The sequence below is a fragment of the Streptomyces sp. NPDC057002 genome, from assembly GCF_042673825.1.
GTDB lineage: Bacteria > Actinomycetota > Actinomycetes > Streptomycetales > Streptomycetaceae > Streptomyces.
The window spans coordinates 961,205-977,654 of sequence record NZ_JBHURZ010000001.1 but is presented as its reverse complement, the minus strand read 5'-3'; the positions used below and the strand labels follow the sequence as shown (position 1 = coordinate 977,654).

11 protein-coding genes and 2 pseudogenes are annotated in these 16,450 nt (G+C 67.4%); 12 read left to right on the top strand and 1 reads right to left on the bottom strand.

Annotated features, from left to right (window positions below; genetic code table 11):
• Positions 1–249 precede the first annotated feature (249 nt).
• From ACFT32_RS04415 to ACFT32_RS04375, 9 genes and pseudogenes are all read left to right on the top strand, one after another.
• Entirely contained in the window at positions 250–1,308 is a 1,059-nt protein-coding gene (locus ACFT32_RS04415) for a LacI family DNA-binding transcriptional regulator (RefSeq protein WP_382485716.1), read from the top strand.
• Positions 1,309–1,417: 109 nt separating this feature from the next.
• The gene (locus ACFT32_RS04410; RefSeq protein ID WP_382485713.1) at positions 1,418–2,662 is read left to right on the top strand and encodes an extracellular solute-binding protein; all 1,245 of its coding nucleotides are present in this window, start codon (positions 1,418–1,420) and stop codon (positions 2,660–2,662) included.
• A gap of 31 nt (positions 2,663–2,693) precedes the next feature.
• Positions 2,694–3,668, top strand: coding sequence for a carbohydrate ABC transporter permease (locus ACFT32_RS04405; RefSeq protein WP_382485711.1), 975 nt, complete (start codon positions 2,694–2,696; stop codon positions 3,666–3,668).
• Positions 3,665–4,507, top strand: coding sequence for a carbohydrate ABC transporter permease (locus ACFT32_RS04400; RefSeq protein ID WP_382485709.1), 843 nt, complete (start codon positions 3,665–3,667; stop codon positions 4,505–4,507). Before ACFT32_RS04405 ends, ACFT32_RS04400 begins: the two co-directional genes overlap by 4 nt.
• Positions 4,508–4,561: 54 nt before the next feature.
• Positions 4,562–6,325: pseudogene (locus tag ACFT32_RS04395) on the top strand (amylo-alpha-1,6-glucosidase).
• A 55-nt stretch (positions 6,326–6,380) separates the two neighbouring features.
• Positions 6,381–8,258 (top strand): RICIN domain-containing protein, encoded by a 1,878-nt coding sequence (locus tag ACFT32_RS04390; protein WP_382485706.1) that lies wholly within the window; start codon positions 6,381–6,383, stop codon positions 8,256–8,258.
• A gap of 235 nt (positions 8,259–8,493) precedes the next feature.
• Positions 8,494–10,257 (top strand): RICIN domain-containing protein, encoded by a 1,764-nt coding sequence (locus ACFT32_RS04385; protein WP_382485703.1) that lies wholly within the window; start codon positions 8,494–8,496, stop codon positions 10,255–10,257.
• A 542-nt stretch (positions 10,258–10,799) separates the two neighbouring features.
• Positions 10,800–10,937: pseudogene (locus tag ACFT32_RS04380) on the top strand (amidohydrolase family protein); the annotation flags it as partial.
• Between the two features lie 242 nt (positions 10,938–11,179).
• Positions 11,180–11,494, top strand: a complete 315-nt coding sequence (locus ACFT32_RS04375) for a hypothetical protein (protein WP_382485701.1) — start codon at positions 11,180–11,182, stop codon at positions 11,492–11,494.
• 312 nt (positions 11,495–11,806) lie between these two features.
• Here the strand turns inward: ACFT32_RS04375 and ACFT32_RS04370 are convergent, their stop codons facing one another.
• On the bottom strand, positions 11,807–12,712 hold the full coding sequence (locus ACFT32_RS04370; RefSeq protein ID WP_382485699.1) for a LysR family transcriptional regulator: 906 nt from the start codon (positions 12,710–12,712) through the stop codon (positions 11,807–11,809).
• A 121-nt stretch (positions 12,713–12,833) separates the two neighbouring features.
• On the opposite strand from ACFT32_RS04370, the gene ACFT32_RS04365 reads away from it, so the two are divergent.
• From ACFT32_RS04365 to ACFT32_RS04355, 3 genes are all read left to right on the top strand, one after another.
• Positions 12,834–13,829: a fumarylacetoacetate hydrolase family protein gene (locus ACFT32_RS04365; protein ID WP_382485636.1), complete on the top strand. Its 996-nt coding sequence runs from the start codon at positions 12,834–12,836 to the stop codon at positions 13,827–13,829.
• Positions 13,830–14,091: 262 nt separating this feature from the next.
• On the top strand, positions 14,092–15,024 hold the full coding sequence (locus ACFT32_RS04360) for a VOC family protein (RefSeq protein WP_382485698.1): 933 nt from the start codon (positions 14,092–14,094) through the stop codon (positions 15,022–15,024).
• Between the two features lie 47 nt (positions 15,025–15,071).
• On the top strand, positions 15,072–16,421 hold the full coding sequence (locus ACFT32_RS04355) for an amidohydrolase family protein (protein WP_382485697.1): 1,350 nt from the start codon (positions 15,072–15,074) through the stop codon (positions 16,419–16,421).
• Positions 16,422–16,450: the final 29 nt, after the last annotated feature.

Below are 16,450 nucleotides of genomic sequence, written 5' to 3'. Positions count from 1 at the left end.
TGCCTGGTGAGGGCGGTGTTGGCCGAGAATTGGAGACAGCCACGGCCCAGCCGCGCGGGTTTCTCGCGTGCTTCGGGAAGTGTGCGCAAAGCATTGACGCATGTGCGGTCAGCTCCTACGTTCCCTTCACGCGAACCGGTTCGACAGTCGGATCGCCGCTCGGCTCGTACCTTGTGTTGTTCGGCTGGTGCTTTCCTGCCCTCTCGGGGCGTAGCGAACCGGTTCGATAAATTCGGTTGAGGGGTTCCCGTGAACATCGGTGAAATTGCACAGCGGGCAGGCGTCTCACGGAGCACTGTGTCGTATGCGCTCAGCGGCAAGCGTCCGGTGTCGGACGACACCCGCGAGAAGATCCAGCGGGTCATCGACGACCTGGGCTACCGACCCAACGCGAGCGCACGGGCTCTGGCCAACGGTCGGACCAGCACGATCGGTCTGGTGTTCCCGCCTGCGGGCAATCACTACACCGGCATGCAGCTCGACTTCATCGGCAGTGTGGTGGAGGCCGCGGCCACGTACGACTACGACGTACTGCTCTCCCCGAGCGGCGTGGACAGTGACCGTTCCTTCCAGCGGCTGCTGGGTGAGCGACGCGTCGACGGCGCGATCCTCATGGAGATCAGGCTCGACGACGACCGCGTCGATCACCTGCTGGCCGAGGACTTCCCCGCCGTCTGTATCGGCCGCACCGCGCGGCCGGACGGTGATTGGTGGGTCGGCCTGGACCACACCGCACTGGCGGCGGCCTGTGTCCAACACCTCGCGGACCTGGGCCACCGCACGATCGCCTTGGTCAACCGGCCCGAGCGACTCCTGCGCGCCGGGTACGAGTCCGCGCACCGTGGGCTCGAGGGCTTCACTAAGGCCGCCGCGGAGCGCGGGCTCACCACTCGCACGTACAACTGCGAGGACGACGCGCCCTCGGGGGAGGCCTGTCTGCAGCAGATCATGCACGACGACCCCGCCACCAGCGCTCTTGTCACGCTGAACGAGGCCGCGCTCGGCGGTCTCTACCGGGGGCTGGCGCAGGCCGGGCGCCATGTGCCGCGCGACTTCTCCGTCACCGGCGTCGTCGCCGCCCGCTGGGCCGAGACGGTCACGCCCCAGCTCACGGCGGCCGACGTGCCGGCGGCGCAGATGGGCCGCCTCGCCGTCGACCTGCTCGTCGAGCGACTCGACCATCCCCATGCTTCGCCTCGCCACCATCTGCTCGCCCCGCCCATATCCCTCCGGGCCAGCACCGGTCCCGGAGGCACCGGCTCACCTGCGGACACCTGCAAGGAACTCGACTCCGACGCGACCGGCTGACCGGTCACCCCTCTGCCTCCCGCCCACCTGCGCCTCGAAGAGTCCTTCGTCCTGCCGTTGCTCTGGCTCTCCTGGCGTATCCATGCCAAAAATCAAAAGGAACCACTCGATGAACAGACCCAGCAGACGCCGTCTCACCGCCACCGCCATGACCGTCGTGGCCCTCACCGTCGGCGCCACCGCGTGCTCCTCCGGTGACGGCACCACGTCCACCAAGGCGGAGGACAGCGGCGAGTACACCCTCTGGGACCCGTACCCGCAGTTCGCCAAGGGCTCCGACTGGGCGAAGTTGCTGGACACCTGCGGCAGCAAGGCGGGGGTGAAGATCAAGCGGACGGCCTTCGACACCAGCGACCTGACGAACAAGGCGCTGCTGGCCGCTCAGCAGGACAACTCTCCGGACGTCCTCATCCTCGACAACCCCGTGGTGTCGACGCTCGCCGAGGCGGGGACGCTCACCACGACCGACGAGAACAAGGTGGACACCTCGAAGGTTGACCCGAACCTGCTCGCGGCCGGCCAGTCGGGCGGCAAGACCTACGGCATGCCCATCGGCGCGAACACCCTCGCGCTCTACTACAACAAGGACCTACTGAAGGCCGCGGGCGTGGACATCGCCTCGGTCAAGGACTGGAAGTCACTGACGGCGGCACTGGCGAAGGTCAAGAAGGCGGGCAAGAAGGGCATCACCTTCTCCGCGATCGGCACGGAGGAGGGTAGCTTCCAGTTCCTGCCGTGGTTCTGGGGCTCGGGCGCCAAGCTGACCGAACTCGACTCGGCCCAGGGTGTCTCGGCCCTGTCCCTGTGGAGCGACTGGCTGAAGAAGAAGTACGCGCCGAACTCGGTCATCAACAACACCCAGACCACCAGCTGGCAGGAGTTCGCCAGCGGCGACTACGCCTTCGCCGAGAACGGCACCTGGCAGCTGGCCAACGCCGAGAAGGCCGGCTTCGACTACGGCGTCCTGCCGATCCCCGGCGCCGACGGGGGCAACGCCGCGGCCCCGACCGGCGGCGAGTTCGTCACCGTCCCGGTCCAGGGCGACACCGGCCGCTACGCCACTACTCAGAAGCTGGTGTCCTGCCTGACCAGCACCGAGAACCTGTACGACACCGACACCACCCTGTCCTATGTGGCACCGACCAGCGAGGTGCAGGACAAGCAGGTGGCCTCCGACGCCAAGCTGAAGCCCTGGGTCGAGGCAGTCAAGGCGGCCAGGGGACGTACCAGCGACGACCTGGGCACCAAGTACCCGAAGATCTCGGAGCAGTTGTGGAAGGCGGTCCAGTCAGCGCTGAGCGGCTCCCAGTCGCCGAAGGATGCGCTTACCGCCGCGCAGTCCGCCGTCAAGTGACCGTCAAGTGCCAACCCCCCGAGGCCTGTTGATGAACCGCACGACGTGCCTGCCGGACTCCCCTCCGGTGGGCGGCCCGGGTGGGACGGCGGCCAGTGCCGCCCCACCACGGCAACGCCGTCGCCCGCGATCCCCGCAGTGGGCGGCTTGGGCCTTCCTTGCCCCGGTCGCTCTCTACCTCGCTGCCTTCTACGCCTATCCGCTCTACCGCAACCTCGACCTGAGTCTGCGCGACTACACCGTCCGTTCCTTCGTCCAAGGCAACGCCCCCTTCACCGGCCTGGACCACTACCTGACCGTCTTCGACGACCCCACCTTTGCCCCGGCACTTGTGCACACGGTGGTGTTCACGGCGGTGTGCTTGGTCTTCCAGTACGCCATCGGGCTGGTGCTGGCGGTCTTTTTCAACCAGCACTTCCGGCTCTCGGCGACCCTGCGCGCCCTGTTCCTGGTGCCGTGGCTGCTGCCGCTGATCGTCTCGGCGTCGACCTGGTCGTGGATGCTCAACAGCGACTCCGGAATCGTCAATGCCGCGCTGGGCACCGTCGGTATCGGGCCGGTCAACTGGCTGACCTCCCCGGACTGGTCGCTGACCTCGGTGATCGTCGCGAACATCTGGATCGGCGTCCCCTTCAACCTGGTCGTCCTCTACAGCGGCCTGCAGTCCATCCCCACCAGCCTCTACGAGGCCGCCGCCCTGGACGGGGCGAATGCCTGGCAGCGATTTTGGCGCATCACCTTCCCGCTGCTGCGCCCCGTCTCCGCGATCACGCTGCTCCTCGGCCTCGTCTACACGCTGAAGGTGTTCGACATCATCTGGATCATGACCAAGGGCGGCCCGGCGGACTCGTCGACCACCTTCGCCACCTGGTCCTACCAGCTCGGCTTCGGCAACCTGCTGCCCGCCTTCGGTCCCGGCGCGGCCGTGGGCAACCTCCTCGTCATCGCGGCGCTGGTCTTCGGCCTCGTCTACGTGAGGGCCCAGCGGAAGCAGAGGATGTCATGAGCCTCCGTACTCCCCGTGGCCCTCGCGGCAGCCGTTCGTGGTGGAAGACCGGCCTCGGGCTGGTGCTGACCGCGGTCATGCTGTTCCCGGTCTACTGGATGCTGAATGTGTCCCTCACCCGCGACAAGGACATGCGCAAAAGCCCGCCCGACCTGTTCCCCACGAATGCAACACTGGACGGCTACCGTGCCGTGTTCGACCAGCAACTGCCCTACCTCGCCACCAGCCTCGTCGTCGGCCTGGGCACCGTCGCCCTGACCGTGGCCCTGGCCGCGCCCGCTGGCTACGCCCTGGCCAAACTCCGCCCCCGCGGCGGCGGCATCCTCAACTTCGTCCTCCTGGCCGCCCAGATGATCCCCGGCATCATCATGGCGATGGGCTTCTACGCCATCTATCTCCAGCTCGGCCTGCTCCAGTCCGTGCCCGGCCTGATCGTCGCCGACTCGACCCTGGCCGTGCCGTTCGGGGTGCTGATCTTCACCGCGTTCATGTCCGGCGTCCCGGGCGAGCTGCTCCAGGCCGCGAAGACGGACGGGGCCGGGACCCTGCGCACTTTCTGGTCGATCGTGCTGCCGATGAGCCGCAACGCGGTGGTCACCGTCTCGCTGTTCGCGTTCCTGTGGTCCTGGTCCGACTTCGTCTTCGCCAGCACCCTCGCCTCCGGTGGCACCCACCAGCCCATCACCCTGGGCATCTACCAGTACATCGGCAACAACAACCAGGAGTGGAACGCCATCATGGCCACCGCCGTCGTGGCCTCCCTGCCCGCCGCGGTGATCCTCGTCCTGGCGCAGCGCTACGTCGCCGCCGGAGTGACCGCCGGCGCCGTCAAGGACTGACGGTCGCCACCATCCAGCCGCACCAGCCCCGTTGAAGAATCGAGTCACGCCTCCATGACCGCCGCCCCCGCCGGCCCGGCCTTCTCCCTCCACGACATCCCCTTCAGCACGCACGGCTCCTGGTTCGGCATCTCCCCCGTCCTCGCCGAAAGGACCCACGCTGAAGACCTCCACCTCGTCTCACACCAGAACGGCATGCACGCCACCCTGCGCCTCACCCCACACGACCCGACAACAGGCGAACGCGCCGAGACCCGGGTTCAGGCGATACCGAGCCTGCTGGAGTGGGTTCACGACGGCGGACGTATCGGCCTCGCCTACGAGTCGCCGGACACCGTCCGTCTGCGTGGCCAGGGGCTGGGCCTCCGCATCACCGCAGCGGCGAAGACCCTGACACCGTTCCGTGGCACGTACTTCTACCGCGCCCCGGACACCGGCGCGCACGTCTTCACCTCCTACGAGACCGGACGCCGCTACCGCATCACCGTGCTGTCCGGCGCGCTGACCGATGTGTCCGGCAGCCAGCTGCTCGGCAGCGGTGAGCGCGGCCTCACGATCACCCCGGACGCCGGCGGAGTCTGGGAAGCGGCTGTCGAGGAACTGGACTGCGCGCGAAGCCCCTACACCTGCGCGCGGACGTTCGATCAGGTCGTGCGGGCGGCAGAACATGCCTTCACGGACTTCGTCGATGCTGTTGCCCCCTGGCGGTCGTCCGCCACTCCGGCCGCAAAACTCGCCGCATACGTCCTGTGGTCGGCGACCGTGCGCCCGGCAGCCCTGGTCACCCGCCCCGCGGTACTGATGTCCAAGCACTGGATGGACAAGGTATGGAGCTGGGACCACTGCTTCAACGCCCTCGCCCTGGCCCCCGGTTGCCCTGAGCTGGCCCGGGACCAGTTCGCACTGCCCTTCGACCACCAGGACGCCAGCGGGGCACTGCCCGACTCGGTCACCCACTCCGAGGTCCTCTACAACTTCGTCAAACCCCCCATCCACGGCTGGACCTTCGGCCACCTCCGAAGACGACTCCCCGACCCCCTCGACCGAACCGAACTCGCCGAGATCTAGGGCATGCTGGAGCGCTGGACCGACTTCTGGCTCACCGCACGCCGCGCCCCCGGCGCCGCCCTGCCCCACTACCAGCACGGCAACGACAGCGGCTGGGACAACGCCACCACCTTCGACCCCGAACGCGTCGTCGTCACCGCCGACCTCGCCACCTTCCTCATCCTCCAACTTCGCGAACTCGCCGACCTAGCCGGGAAGTTGAACCGGTCGAAGGACGCCGCCCACTGGACCCGTATTGCCGACGCGACCCAGGCCGCCATGCTCGACCAGCTGTGGACCGGCGATCGGTTCGTCGCCCGTGGGGTCGAGACATCGGAGACCTGGAGCACGTCGAGTCTGCTCGACCTGATGCCGATCGCCCTGGGCGAGTACCTGCCCGAGACCATTGCCAAGACGCTGGCCACAAGGATCGAGACCCACCTCACCGAGCACGGTCTGGCAACCGAGCTGCCCTCCTCGCCTCACTATCGCCCTGACGGCTACTGGCGCGGCCCGATCTGGGCACCGTCCACTGTCCTCGTGGAGGACGGTCTGCGCCGGGCCGGCCATCACCGACTCGCGGACGAGATCAGTGCCCGTTTCCGTGCCCTGTGCGAGACCTTCGGCTTCGCGGAGAACTTCGACGCGCTGACCGGAACGGGACTGCGCGACCGCGCCTACACCTGGACCGCTGCCGGCTACCTCCTTCTCGCCGAAGCCCATGAACTCCGGCGCACCACACCGTCATCCACCGCGCACGCCGACGGATGAGAAACCACCTGGGCAGCCGGCCCAGGCAGAACCACCCACCCTCGGGAGAACCGCAATGCACGCAGCCCTCACACTTCCCCTGCCCAGACGCACGACCAGATCCCGGCGTCCGGGAGCCCGACCGCGCAAGGCCGCGGTGCTCGCCGTACTCTGCGCGTCGGTCGCCGCCGCCGTCGTACTGCCCAGCCCTTCGGCGCACGCTGTCGACACCACCGTCGGCGTCGACTTCGCCACCGCCGGAGGAGCTCCCGGATACGGTGCCTCGGGGACGATCTACGGGATGACCCCGGACGGCTCGCTGCCCCAGGACCACTTCTACAAGGACATCAAGTGGAAGTTCATGCGGGCGGGCGGCGCCCAGCTCAACAGCGGCGGCTACGGCACCAGCCTCGCCGCCTACCAGACCCGCTGGAACTCCACCCTCGCCCAGTACAAGCGCACCGCGGCCCTCGGGGGCACCTTCGTTCTCCTGCCGCACGACCTGTGGGGCGCGGACAGCACCACCAGCCAGGGCTGGCCCGGCGACAACGGCGACTGGACCAGGTTCAACGCCTTCCTCGACCAGCTCATCGCGGATGTGCGGGCGAACAACATGACCGTCCAGTGGGACATCTGGAACGAGCCCGACAACGCTCCCTTCTGGGGGCGGGCCCAGTCCCAGTACCTGGAGATGTGGAAGCGCGCCCACCAGAAGATACGAGCCGCGTTCCCGAACGCCGTGATCGTCGGCCCCAGCACCTATCGCAGCCCCGGCGGTGCCGCTTCCGGCTGGTGGAACTCGTACCTCGACTATGTGAAGGCGAACAGCGTCGAGCCGGACATCTACAGCTGGCACACCCTGCCGGGTGACCCGGTCGCCGACGCCGGTGCCGTGCGAATGAAGCTGTCGGCGCGGTCGATGACGACGAGCCGTCCGTTCCAGGTCAACGAATACGGCAACACGAACGAGCAGAACCCGGGGCGCGGTGGCTGGTACATCGCACGTCTGGAGCGTGCGGGGGCGGACGGAATGCGTGCGAACTGGGCTTCCGGGAGCGGTCTCCACGACAACGCGGCCAGGCTGCTGACGAAGACCGGCAGTCAGTACCTGCCATTGGGGGAGTGGTTCCTGTACCGCTACTACGGTTCGCAGACGGGCAACCTCGTGAACTTCACGGCCGGTACGAACACCGACGGTCTGGCGACGAAGGACAACACGGCGCGGAACGCGAAGATCCTGCTGGGGAGTAACGGCAACACCGGTACGGTCACGGTCAACCTCAACCGCCTCGACACCACCTCCGTTGTCGAGAACGGTCGAGTCAGGGCTGTGGTCCAGCGGATACCGAACAACGGCGGCGGCGCGGTGAGCGGACCGGTGACCGTCTCCGACCAGCTTCTGACGGTCAGCGGCAACTCGGCTTCGGTTGGCGTGCCGTGGACGGATGCCTCGGACGGCTACACCGTCACGTTGTTGCCGCCGTCGAACACCACCGTCTCCACAGTGGCCGTGGTTCAGCACAGCGGTCAGTGCCTGGACGACACCAACCTCTCCACCGCCAACGGCACGCAGTATCAGCAGTACCACTGCGAGGGTGGCTATCAGCAGATGCTGGACTTCAAGCCGGTGGCCGGCCTAGCCAACACCTACACGGTGGTCAACCAGCACAGCGGCAAGTGCCTGGACGTCTCGGGTGCCTCCACGGCCGACGGTGCGGCCGTCCAGCAGTGGACCTGCAATGGCGGCACGCAGCAGATGTTCACCCTCAACCCCGTCACCGCACTCGGCAACAGCAAGGACTACCAACTGGTCGCCGTGCACAGCGGCAAATGCGTCGATGTCAGCCAGGTCGCGGCCGCGCCCGGCGCGAAGATCCACCAGTGGCCGTGCGACCCGGCGAGCGCGCTGAACACGAAGAGGAACCAGATCTGGCGCCTCCAGGGCATGGGCTGATCCACACCGCATCCCCGGGTCTCCGGGCACTGCCCGGAGACCCGGGGCCGCAGCACGTGAGCGCACATCCAAGACCACCTGGGCCAGCCGTGCCCAGGAAGCACTCACCTTCTCGGGAGAACACATGAGTACGTCTCAGACACTTCCGCCAAGTGAACACCTCAACGGATCCGGCGCCCGAAACGGTCGGCGTCTGCGTAGGACCACCACGTTCGCAGCACTGCTCGCATCACTCGTGGCTCTCGCGCTCCCCGGCACGTCGGCACAAGCCGTCGACACCACTGTCGCCGTCGACTTCTCCACCGCCGGAGGCGCCCCCACTTATCGTGCCTCGGGGACGATCTACGGGATGACCGAGAACGGCTCGCTGCCCCAGGACCACTTCTACCGGGACATCAAGTGGAAGTTCATGCGGGCCGGCGGCGCTCAGCTGGACAACCCCGGCGGCTGGGTCGCAGGCAAGTACGACCGCCGATGGAACTCCACCCTGGCCCAGTACAGGCGGACCAAGGCGCTGGGCGGAACGTTCGTCATGCTGCCGCACGACCTGTGGGGCGCCGACGGCACCACCACCCCCACCTTCCCCGGTGACAACGGCGACTGGTCCCGCTTCGACGCCTTCTACGACCGGCTGCTCTCCGACGTCCGGGCCGCGGGCATGACCGACATCCAGTGGGACATCTGGAACGAGCCCGACTGCAACCTGTTCTGGGGCTCCGGCCAGCCCCAGTACCTGGAGATGTGGAAGCGCGCCTACCAGAAGATCCGCGCGGCCATCCCGGGCGCGGTCATAGTGGGAGCAAGTACCTGCGGCAGGCCCACGAGTTCCAACACCTGGTGGAACACCTACCTCGACTACGTGAAGGCGAACAACGTCGAGCCGAACGTCTACAGCTGGCACGACCTCCCCGGAGACCCGGTCGCCGACAGCAACTCGCTGAAGTCCAAGCTGTCAGCGCGGTCGATGACGACGAGCCGTCCGTTCCAGGTCAACGAGTACGGCAACACCAACGAGCAGAATCCGGGCCGTGGTGGCTGGTACATCTCCCGTCTGGAGCGCGCCGGAGCGGACGGCCTGCGCGCCAACTGGGCGTCGGGCGCCAACCTCCACGACTTCCAGGCGAAGCTGCTGACGAAGACCGGCAGCCAGTACCTGCCGCTGGGGGAGTGGTTCCTGTACCGCTACTACGGCTCCCAGACCGGCAACATCGTGAACTTCATACCGGGTACGAACACCGACGGCCTGGCGACCAAGGACAACTCCGCGCGGAACGCGAAGATCCTGCTGGGGAGTAACGGCAACACCGGTACGGTCACGGTCAACCTCAACCGGCTCGACACCACCTCGGTGGTGGAGAGCGGGCGAGTCCGCGCGGTCGTGCAGCGCATCCCGAACAACGGGGGCGGCGCCGTGTCCGGACCGGTGACCGTCTCCGACCAGCTCCTGACAGTCAGTGGTAACTCGGCCTCGGTGAACGTGCCGTGGACGGACGCCAACGACGGTTACACCGTGACACTCCTCCCGCCGTCGAACACCACGGTTTCCACAGTGGCGGTGGTGCAGCACAGTGGTCAGTGCCTGGACGACACCAATCTGTCGACGGCCGATGGCACGCAGTATCAGCAGTACCACTGTGAGGGTGGCTATCAGCAGATGCTGGACTTCAAGCCGGTCGCGGGCCGCGCGAACACGTACACGGTGGTCAACCAGCACAGCGGCAAGTGCCTGGACGTCGCGGGTGTCTCGACCGCCGACGGTGCGGCCGTCCAGCAGTGGACCTGCAATGGCGGCACGCAGCAGATGTTCACCCTCAACCCTGTGACCGCGCTCGGCAACAGCAAGGACTACCAGCTGGTCGCCGTGAACAGCGGCAAATGCGTCGATGTCAGCCAGGTGTCGACCACGGCCGGCGCGAAGATCCACCAGTGGCCGTGTGACCCGGCGAGCGCGCTCAACAACAAGAGGAACCAGATCTGGCGCTTGCAGGGCATGGGCTGACCTGATCCCTTCCGTACGGGGGCTCCCGGTCGTGTACGGGAGCCCCCCTCGTCTGCCCGGTCCACCTCACCGATGGGCGAGTGTCTCCTGCAGTTGAGGCTCCTTGTCGAGGTTTCGGGCCGTTCGGTGTGTCCGAGCGGGATGCGCACGAACTCACCGGACGCCAGGTAGCTGACGCCGAGTTGGCTGATCAGGGTGCGGCAGTCCTCCGCCTGGCATTGGATCTCGTCCGCGTCGAGCATGTGGCGGTAGCGTCGCCGCCCTCCGACCGTGGTGGTCACGGCCCCCGAGGCGGCTTGGCACTGAGTGAGAGAGTCGTGGACGCCATGTGCTCGGGGCGACGCGCCGACGACCTGGCTCTGCCTGAGGTCGGGCCTCGAACACTGGACGAGAACCAGGCCGCCGACTTGTATCTGGTGTGTGAACCTGCGGCAGCGGCATGGATCCGACGACAGGTGTCGGACCGGCTTGCCGCATGGGGCCTGGAGAAGGCCGGGATTCATGACCGGGCTCGTGGTCAGTGAACTGGCTTCGGCGACGACCGTGTGATCTTCTCCGTCGACTACCCGTTCTCCGACAACAAGCGCGGCACCGACTGGCTCCAGAACCTCGCCCTCGAACCCGGTGTCCGGGCACGCATCGCCCACGCGAACGCCGACGAGCTCCTCGGCCTGGGCTGAGCCAGGAGGACAGGACGGCGACGGCCAGTGCCCACTCTGCGGGCATATGCTGTGAAATGTAATTCCCGTCACATGCATGAAAGGGTAGGGAGGCGGGTTGTGCCGAATTCCGCTGGTCCGAGTGGAGGCCACAGCGCTGGTCCGAGAGGCGCTGGATCTTCCTGCCCAGGAAGTCGTCGACGACTGGATGCGTTCGCAGCGAGCCGTCGAGGTGCTGGCGTCGGCACGCGCAGGGCGCCCCGGTGCGCATCATCAGCGACGGTACCCAGCGCTTCCGGCCCGCGTTCGTGGGGGACATCCTCGACGCGCTGGCCCAGGCCGCCCTGCGACGAGGCGGCGCCGGCACCTACGACCTGGTCGGGCCGAGCGAGTTCGCGCTCGCGGACCTGCCTGAGCCGATCAACGGGCGTAGCGTGCCGATCGAGTACATGCCGGTCCAGCGGGCGGCTTCCGTACCGGGGCCGCCCCCGACCGTCGTCGACCTGCTGGCGCATCCAACGGTGCCGAGTGATGCCGATGCCGCAGCCAAGGCCTTCGGGCTCTCTCACGCGGCCTGAGACGAACTGGCCGATCGTGGAGCCCTCACCTTCCTGACGTCCGGCGTCTGTCGGGGCGAACGCGTCTTTCCTCCGCCAGGGCGTGTTCGCGGCGAGTCCGCAGGGTCTTCGCCAGCCGCTTGTGGAGGAGGCATCTCTTCCATGAGGCGGTGGTGGCGGTGAGGTCCTGTCCGGACAACGCGTCGCGCCCCAGGAACGGAAGCCCTCGTGGCGCTCGCGCGCGGCACGGGCAGCCAGTGCCGTGGGCCGCACTGGCATCCATGACGCCGTGTGACGTGTGGTGTGAACATGTACTGTGCAACGTACCCAGCCCTACGCCGTTACCAAGCCCGCGACGTGCGCTGCCGCCTCGCGCAGCCACGTGTGCGCTGCGTCATGGGTGTGGACCGGATGCCACCACAGGGCCTCCCGGAGGGGCGCGGCCTCGTAGGGCGCCGGCATGATCCGTACGGGTGCACTGGCGCGCAGCCGCTCGGCCAGACGCCTCTGGGCGAGAGCGATGCGGTGGGTGCCCGCCACGAGGAAAGGCAGCACCTGAAAGCTGTCGACCGAGATCTCGACGTTCGGCTCGATCCCGAGCAGACCGAGTTGGTGGACGGGCGGGGCGTCGTAGACACGCTGATACGTCACCCAGGGGAGCCGTGCCAGGTCTTCCCGGGTGAGGTGGTCGCCGACCTCGGCGTTGTCCTCGGCGACGAGGAACACCCATTCGTCCTCGTAGAGTTCGACGGCGGGGAACCCGCTGATGATGCCGTGCGGCATGAGCACACCGTCGACGGCGCTCAGCACGGTCGCGGCGGAGGCGACGATATCGGCAGGCGTCTGCGTGAACCGCAGCCGCACCCGCGGCGCCTCCTCGCGGAGAGCGCGAACGAGTGCCGTGCCGAGCACGGCCACGGCGTAGTCGGAGCACACGAGGTGGAACTCGCGGGACTCGGTGGCCGGGTCGAATCCGACCTTGCTGCTGAACAGGCGTTCTGTCATGTCGCAGACCGAGGCCGTGCGGTCGAGGAGTGCTCGGCCGAGGGCGGTCAGCTCGTACTGGCCGCCGACGCGGGTGAGCAACTCGTCGTCGAAGTGGCGCCGCAGCCGGGCCAGAGAGCCGCTCATCGCGGGCTGGCTGAGGCCGACCCGTAGCCCTGCGCGGGTGACGTTGCGTTCCTCCAGCAGGGCGCGGAGCGCGACGAGGAGGTTGAGGTCGAGCTTGGCGAGGTTCATGGAGGCTCCGGATCCTATGTAGTATCGGTCCCACCAATAAACATTATACAAAGAATCAATTTGCCTGATCATCTGAATTGGGTCAGATTTAACAACAAGGCAATCAGGGAGAGACGCAGATATGAATGCTGTGACCACGCTGGCGCCCTTCGCCGGTTCCTTCGCCCTCGGCACGTTGTCCGTCCCGGACCGGGAGTCTTTCCCCGGGCTTGTGATCCCTGCGGGGCGGGTGCTGAACCTCCGCATCGCACTCGACGAGCCGGCCCTGACGACCCGTGCACTCTTTGAACGCTGGGACGCGGTGCTGCCCCGGCTGAAGGCTCTCGCGGGCGACACCTCGGGTGAGTGGCTCTCGCTGGAAGGGCTGCGCGTGCATGCCCCTGTGGAGCCTGTCCAGGTCTTCCAGGCCGGTGGCAACTACCGGCAGCACGCGATCGAGATGGAGATCATCTACCGTCCGGCCGATGACAAGCGCACCGTCGAGGAGGCGCGAGCCGACCTCGAAAGGGAGATGGACAGGCGGTCGGTGGAGGAGCAGCCCTACGTCTTCATCGGTCTGCCCGGCGCCATCACCGGCCCGTACGACGACGTCGTCATTCCCGCCTGGGCCAGGAAGCCGGACTGGGAACTGGAGTTGGCGGCCGTCATCGGGCGGCCGGCCTATCAGCTGTCCGTCGACGAGGCCTTGGAATGCGTTGCCGGATACACGATCGCCAACGACCTCACGGACCGTGCCAGTATTTTCCGCAAGGACATCCCCGCGATGGGCACGGACTGGCTGCGCTGCAAGAACGCGCCCGGCTTCACTCCGCTGGGGCCGTGGATCGTGCCCTCCGAGGCGATCGCCGATCCCCAGGATGTGCGCCTCACGTTGAAGGTCAACGGCGACACCATGCAGGACGAGTCGACCAAGGACATGATCTTCAGTATCGCGCAGGTCGTGTCGTACGTCTCCCAGACCGCCCGGCTGCTCCCCGGTGACCTCGTTCTGACGGGCAGCCCGACCGGCAACGGCGTGCTGCGGGGCATCCTGCTGCGCGACGGCGACGTCATGGAGTCGACCATCGGCGGACTCGGGGTCCAGCGCACCCGTTGTGTCACGGAGCGCAGTTCGTGATCCGATGCGGCGTCAGGTCATCGGTACCAGGTGTCCTGACCCGACCCGGCGCGTGACTGCCCACAGCATCCAACCGATCCGGCGCGACGCGGGCCGCCCTGCCCACGGACGGAAGGCCCGCCCGCGTCGTACTGGCTCTGCCGTGCTCGATCGCGTCCTGGAGGTACGGCCCCTCGGTGTCCATGACCCGGCGCGGGCCGTACCGCACCCGCACGCCAAGGGGAGGCGGTCGCGTCTCCCCGCTCATGAAAGGGGCAACACCATGGGCCTTCTCACCCATCTGCGGCACGTCGACCTCGCCGTGCCCGACTACGACAAGCAGCTCGACTTCTACTCCGGCGTGTGGGGCCTGACCAAGGTGGCCGAGGACTCCGGCATCTCCTTCCTGGCCGCCGAGGGCTCGCCCGAGCAGTACGTCGTCCGGCTGCGGAAGGCCGACGAGAAGCGGCTCGACCTCGTGTCGTACGGCGCCGCTTCGGTGGCCGACGTGGACGCCATCGCCGAGCAACTGCTCGCGGGGGGCGTGCAGTTGATCTCGCAGCCGGGCAAGGTCGACACCCCCGGCGGGGGTTACGGCTTCCGCTTCTTCGACATTGACGGCCGCACCGTCGAGGTCTCCGCCGACGTCACAGCACGGCAGCACCGGAAGATTGAGGAGAAGGAGGCGATCCCGGTCAAGCTGTCGCACGTGGTGTTCAACTCACCCGACATCGACCGGACCCGCGAGTGGTACGAGCGCCACCTCGGCTTCCGGCTGACCGACTCGCTCAGCCACCCGCGTATGGGCGACGTGATGCGCTTTATGCGGATCAGCAACATCCACCACTCGATGGCCATCGCCAAGGGCCCGCACACCTCCGTCAACCACATATCCTTCGAGCTGCGCGGCATCGACGAGTACTTGCGTGGCTCGGGCCGGTTGATGCGCGCTGGTCATTCCGCGATGTGGGGCCCTGGGCGGCACTTGGCGGGTGACAACACCTTCACGTACTTCCGGGACCCGCACGGCAACATCGTCGAGTACACCACCGAGCTGGAGACCATCGACGAGGACCTCTGGCACCCGCACGTGTACTCCGTCGCCGATCCGGACGTCACCGACCAGTGGGGTACAGCCAGCCCGGCGAGTGAGCAGATCTTCGCGGAGATGTTCAACGAACCAGACCGGGGCTGCTTCGTCGCCCCGCCGACCTGACACGTGTCAGACCTTCGGGACCACCCCTCCACGCATCTGGAGCACCCATGAGCACCTCGACAGCGCCGTCACTGCTCATCCGCAACGCGCACCTCCTGACGATGGCCCCTGAGCTCGGGGACATCAGCGGCGGTGATCTTCTCGTCGAAGGCGACCGCATCACCGCTGTGGCGTCCCACCTGGACGCTCCCGCGAACACCGAGGAGATCGACGCCACGGGATGCATCGTCATCCCCGGCTTCGTCGACACGCACCGCCACATGTGGCAGGCGATCCTGCGCGGCCGAACACCTCACGACACACTGCGGGACTACTTCCAGCACGTGCTCCTTGAGCTCGGTCCAGCACTCACCGCCGACGATCTGCGTCTCGCTGGCCTGCTCGGCGCCCGAGCCGCGCTGGCGTCCGGCGTCACCACCGTCCAGGACATCTCCAACATCCAGGCCACTCCCGAACACTCGGATGCACTGATCGAGGGACTCAAGGAATCCGGCCTGCGCGTCGTCTTCGCCTACGGCCTTGATTTCCCCCAGGCCGTGAGCCAGGGGAGCCGGCTGCCGGAGGACGTGCGTCGAATTCGCGCCGAGTCGTTGTCGGACGAAGCCGCCCTGGTCACCTTCGCCCTGCTCACCGAACTCGGCGACGACGACGCAGAGCGCCACAACGCCCGGCTCGCCCGTGACCTCGCGGTTCCCACCGCTCGGCACGTCGTGCCGCGCCCCGGCGAGCCGCACCTGACCCGTCTGAAGAGGCTCGACGCGTTGCTGCCGGGCACGACGTTCATCCACGGTACTGAACTGGATGTCGACGAACTGCGGCTCATCGCGGAGAACGGGAGCAGCCTCTCCATCGCGCCCGCCATCGAGATGATGATGGGCCACGGCTTTCCGCCGCTCGCCGCCGCGGCCGAAGCGGGTCTGCGCATCAGCCTCAGTACGGACGTCGAGGTCACCGCCGCAGCGGACATGTTCACGCAGATGCGTGCCGCGTACCAGTCCGGCCGCTTCAGCCAGCTGTCCTCCCATGAGCCGACGGACCGGCAGCTCACCGTTCAGGACATCCTGCGCTATGCCACCCTGGCCGGCGCCGAGACCCTCGGCCTGAGCGACCGGATCGGTTCGCTGACGCCGGGCAAGCAGGCTGACCTGCTCATCCTGCGTGCGGACCAGCCCGAGACCGCTCCGGTGCACGACCCCTACAGCACCGTCGTCCTGCAGATGGACCGCGCGCATATTGACACCGTGCTGGTTGCAGGAAAGCCGGCCAGGCGAGGTGGACGCGGCCTCATCGACAACAGCGAACTCGTCCGGGAGGGCCAGGCGCTGGTCCAACGACTCGGCGACACGGGCCTGTCCACCGCGTCCCCCGCAGACCCTGCGTCCATCCCCGTCCCCTGACGCCTCCCCACCATGCCGCCTCCACACTG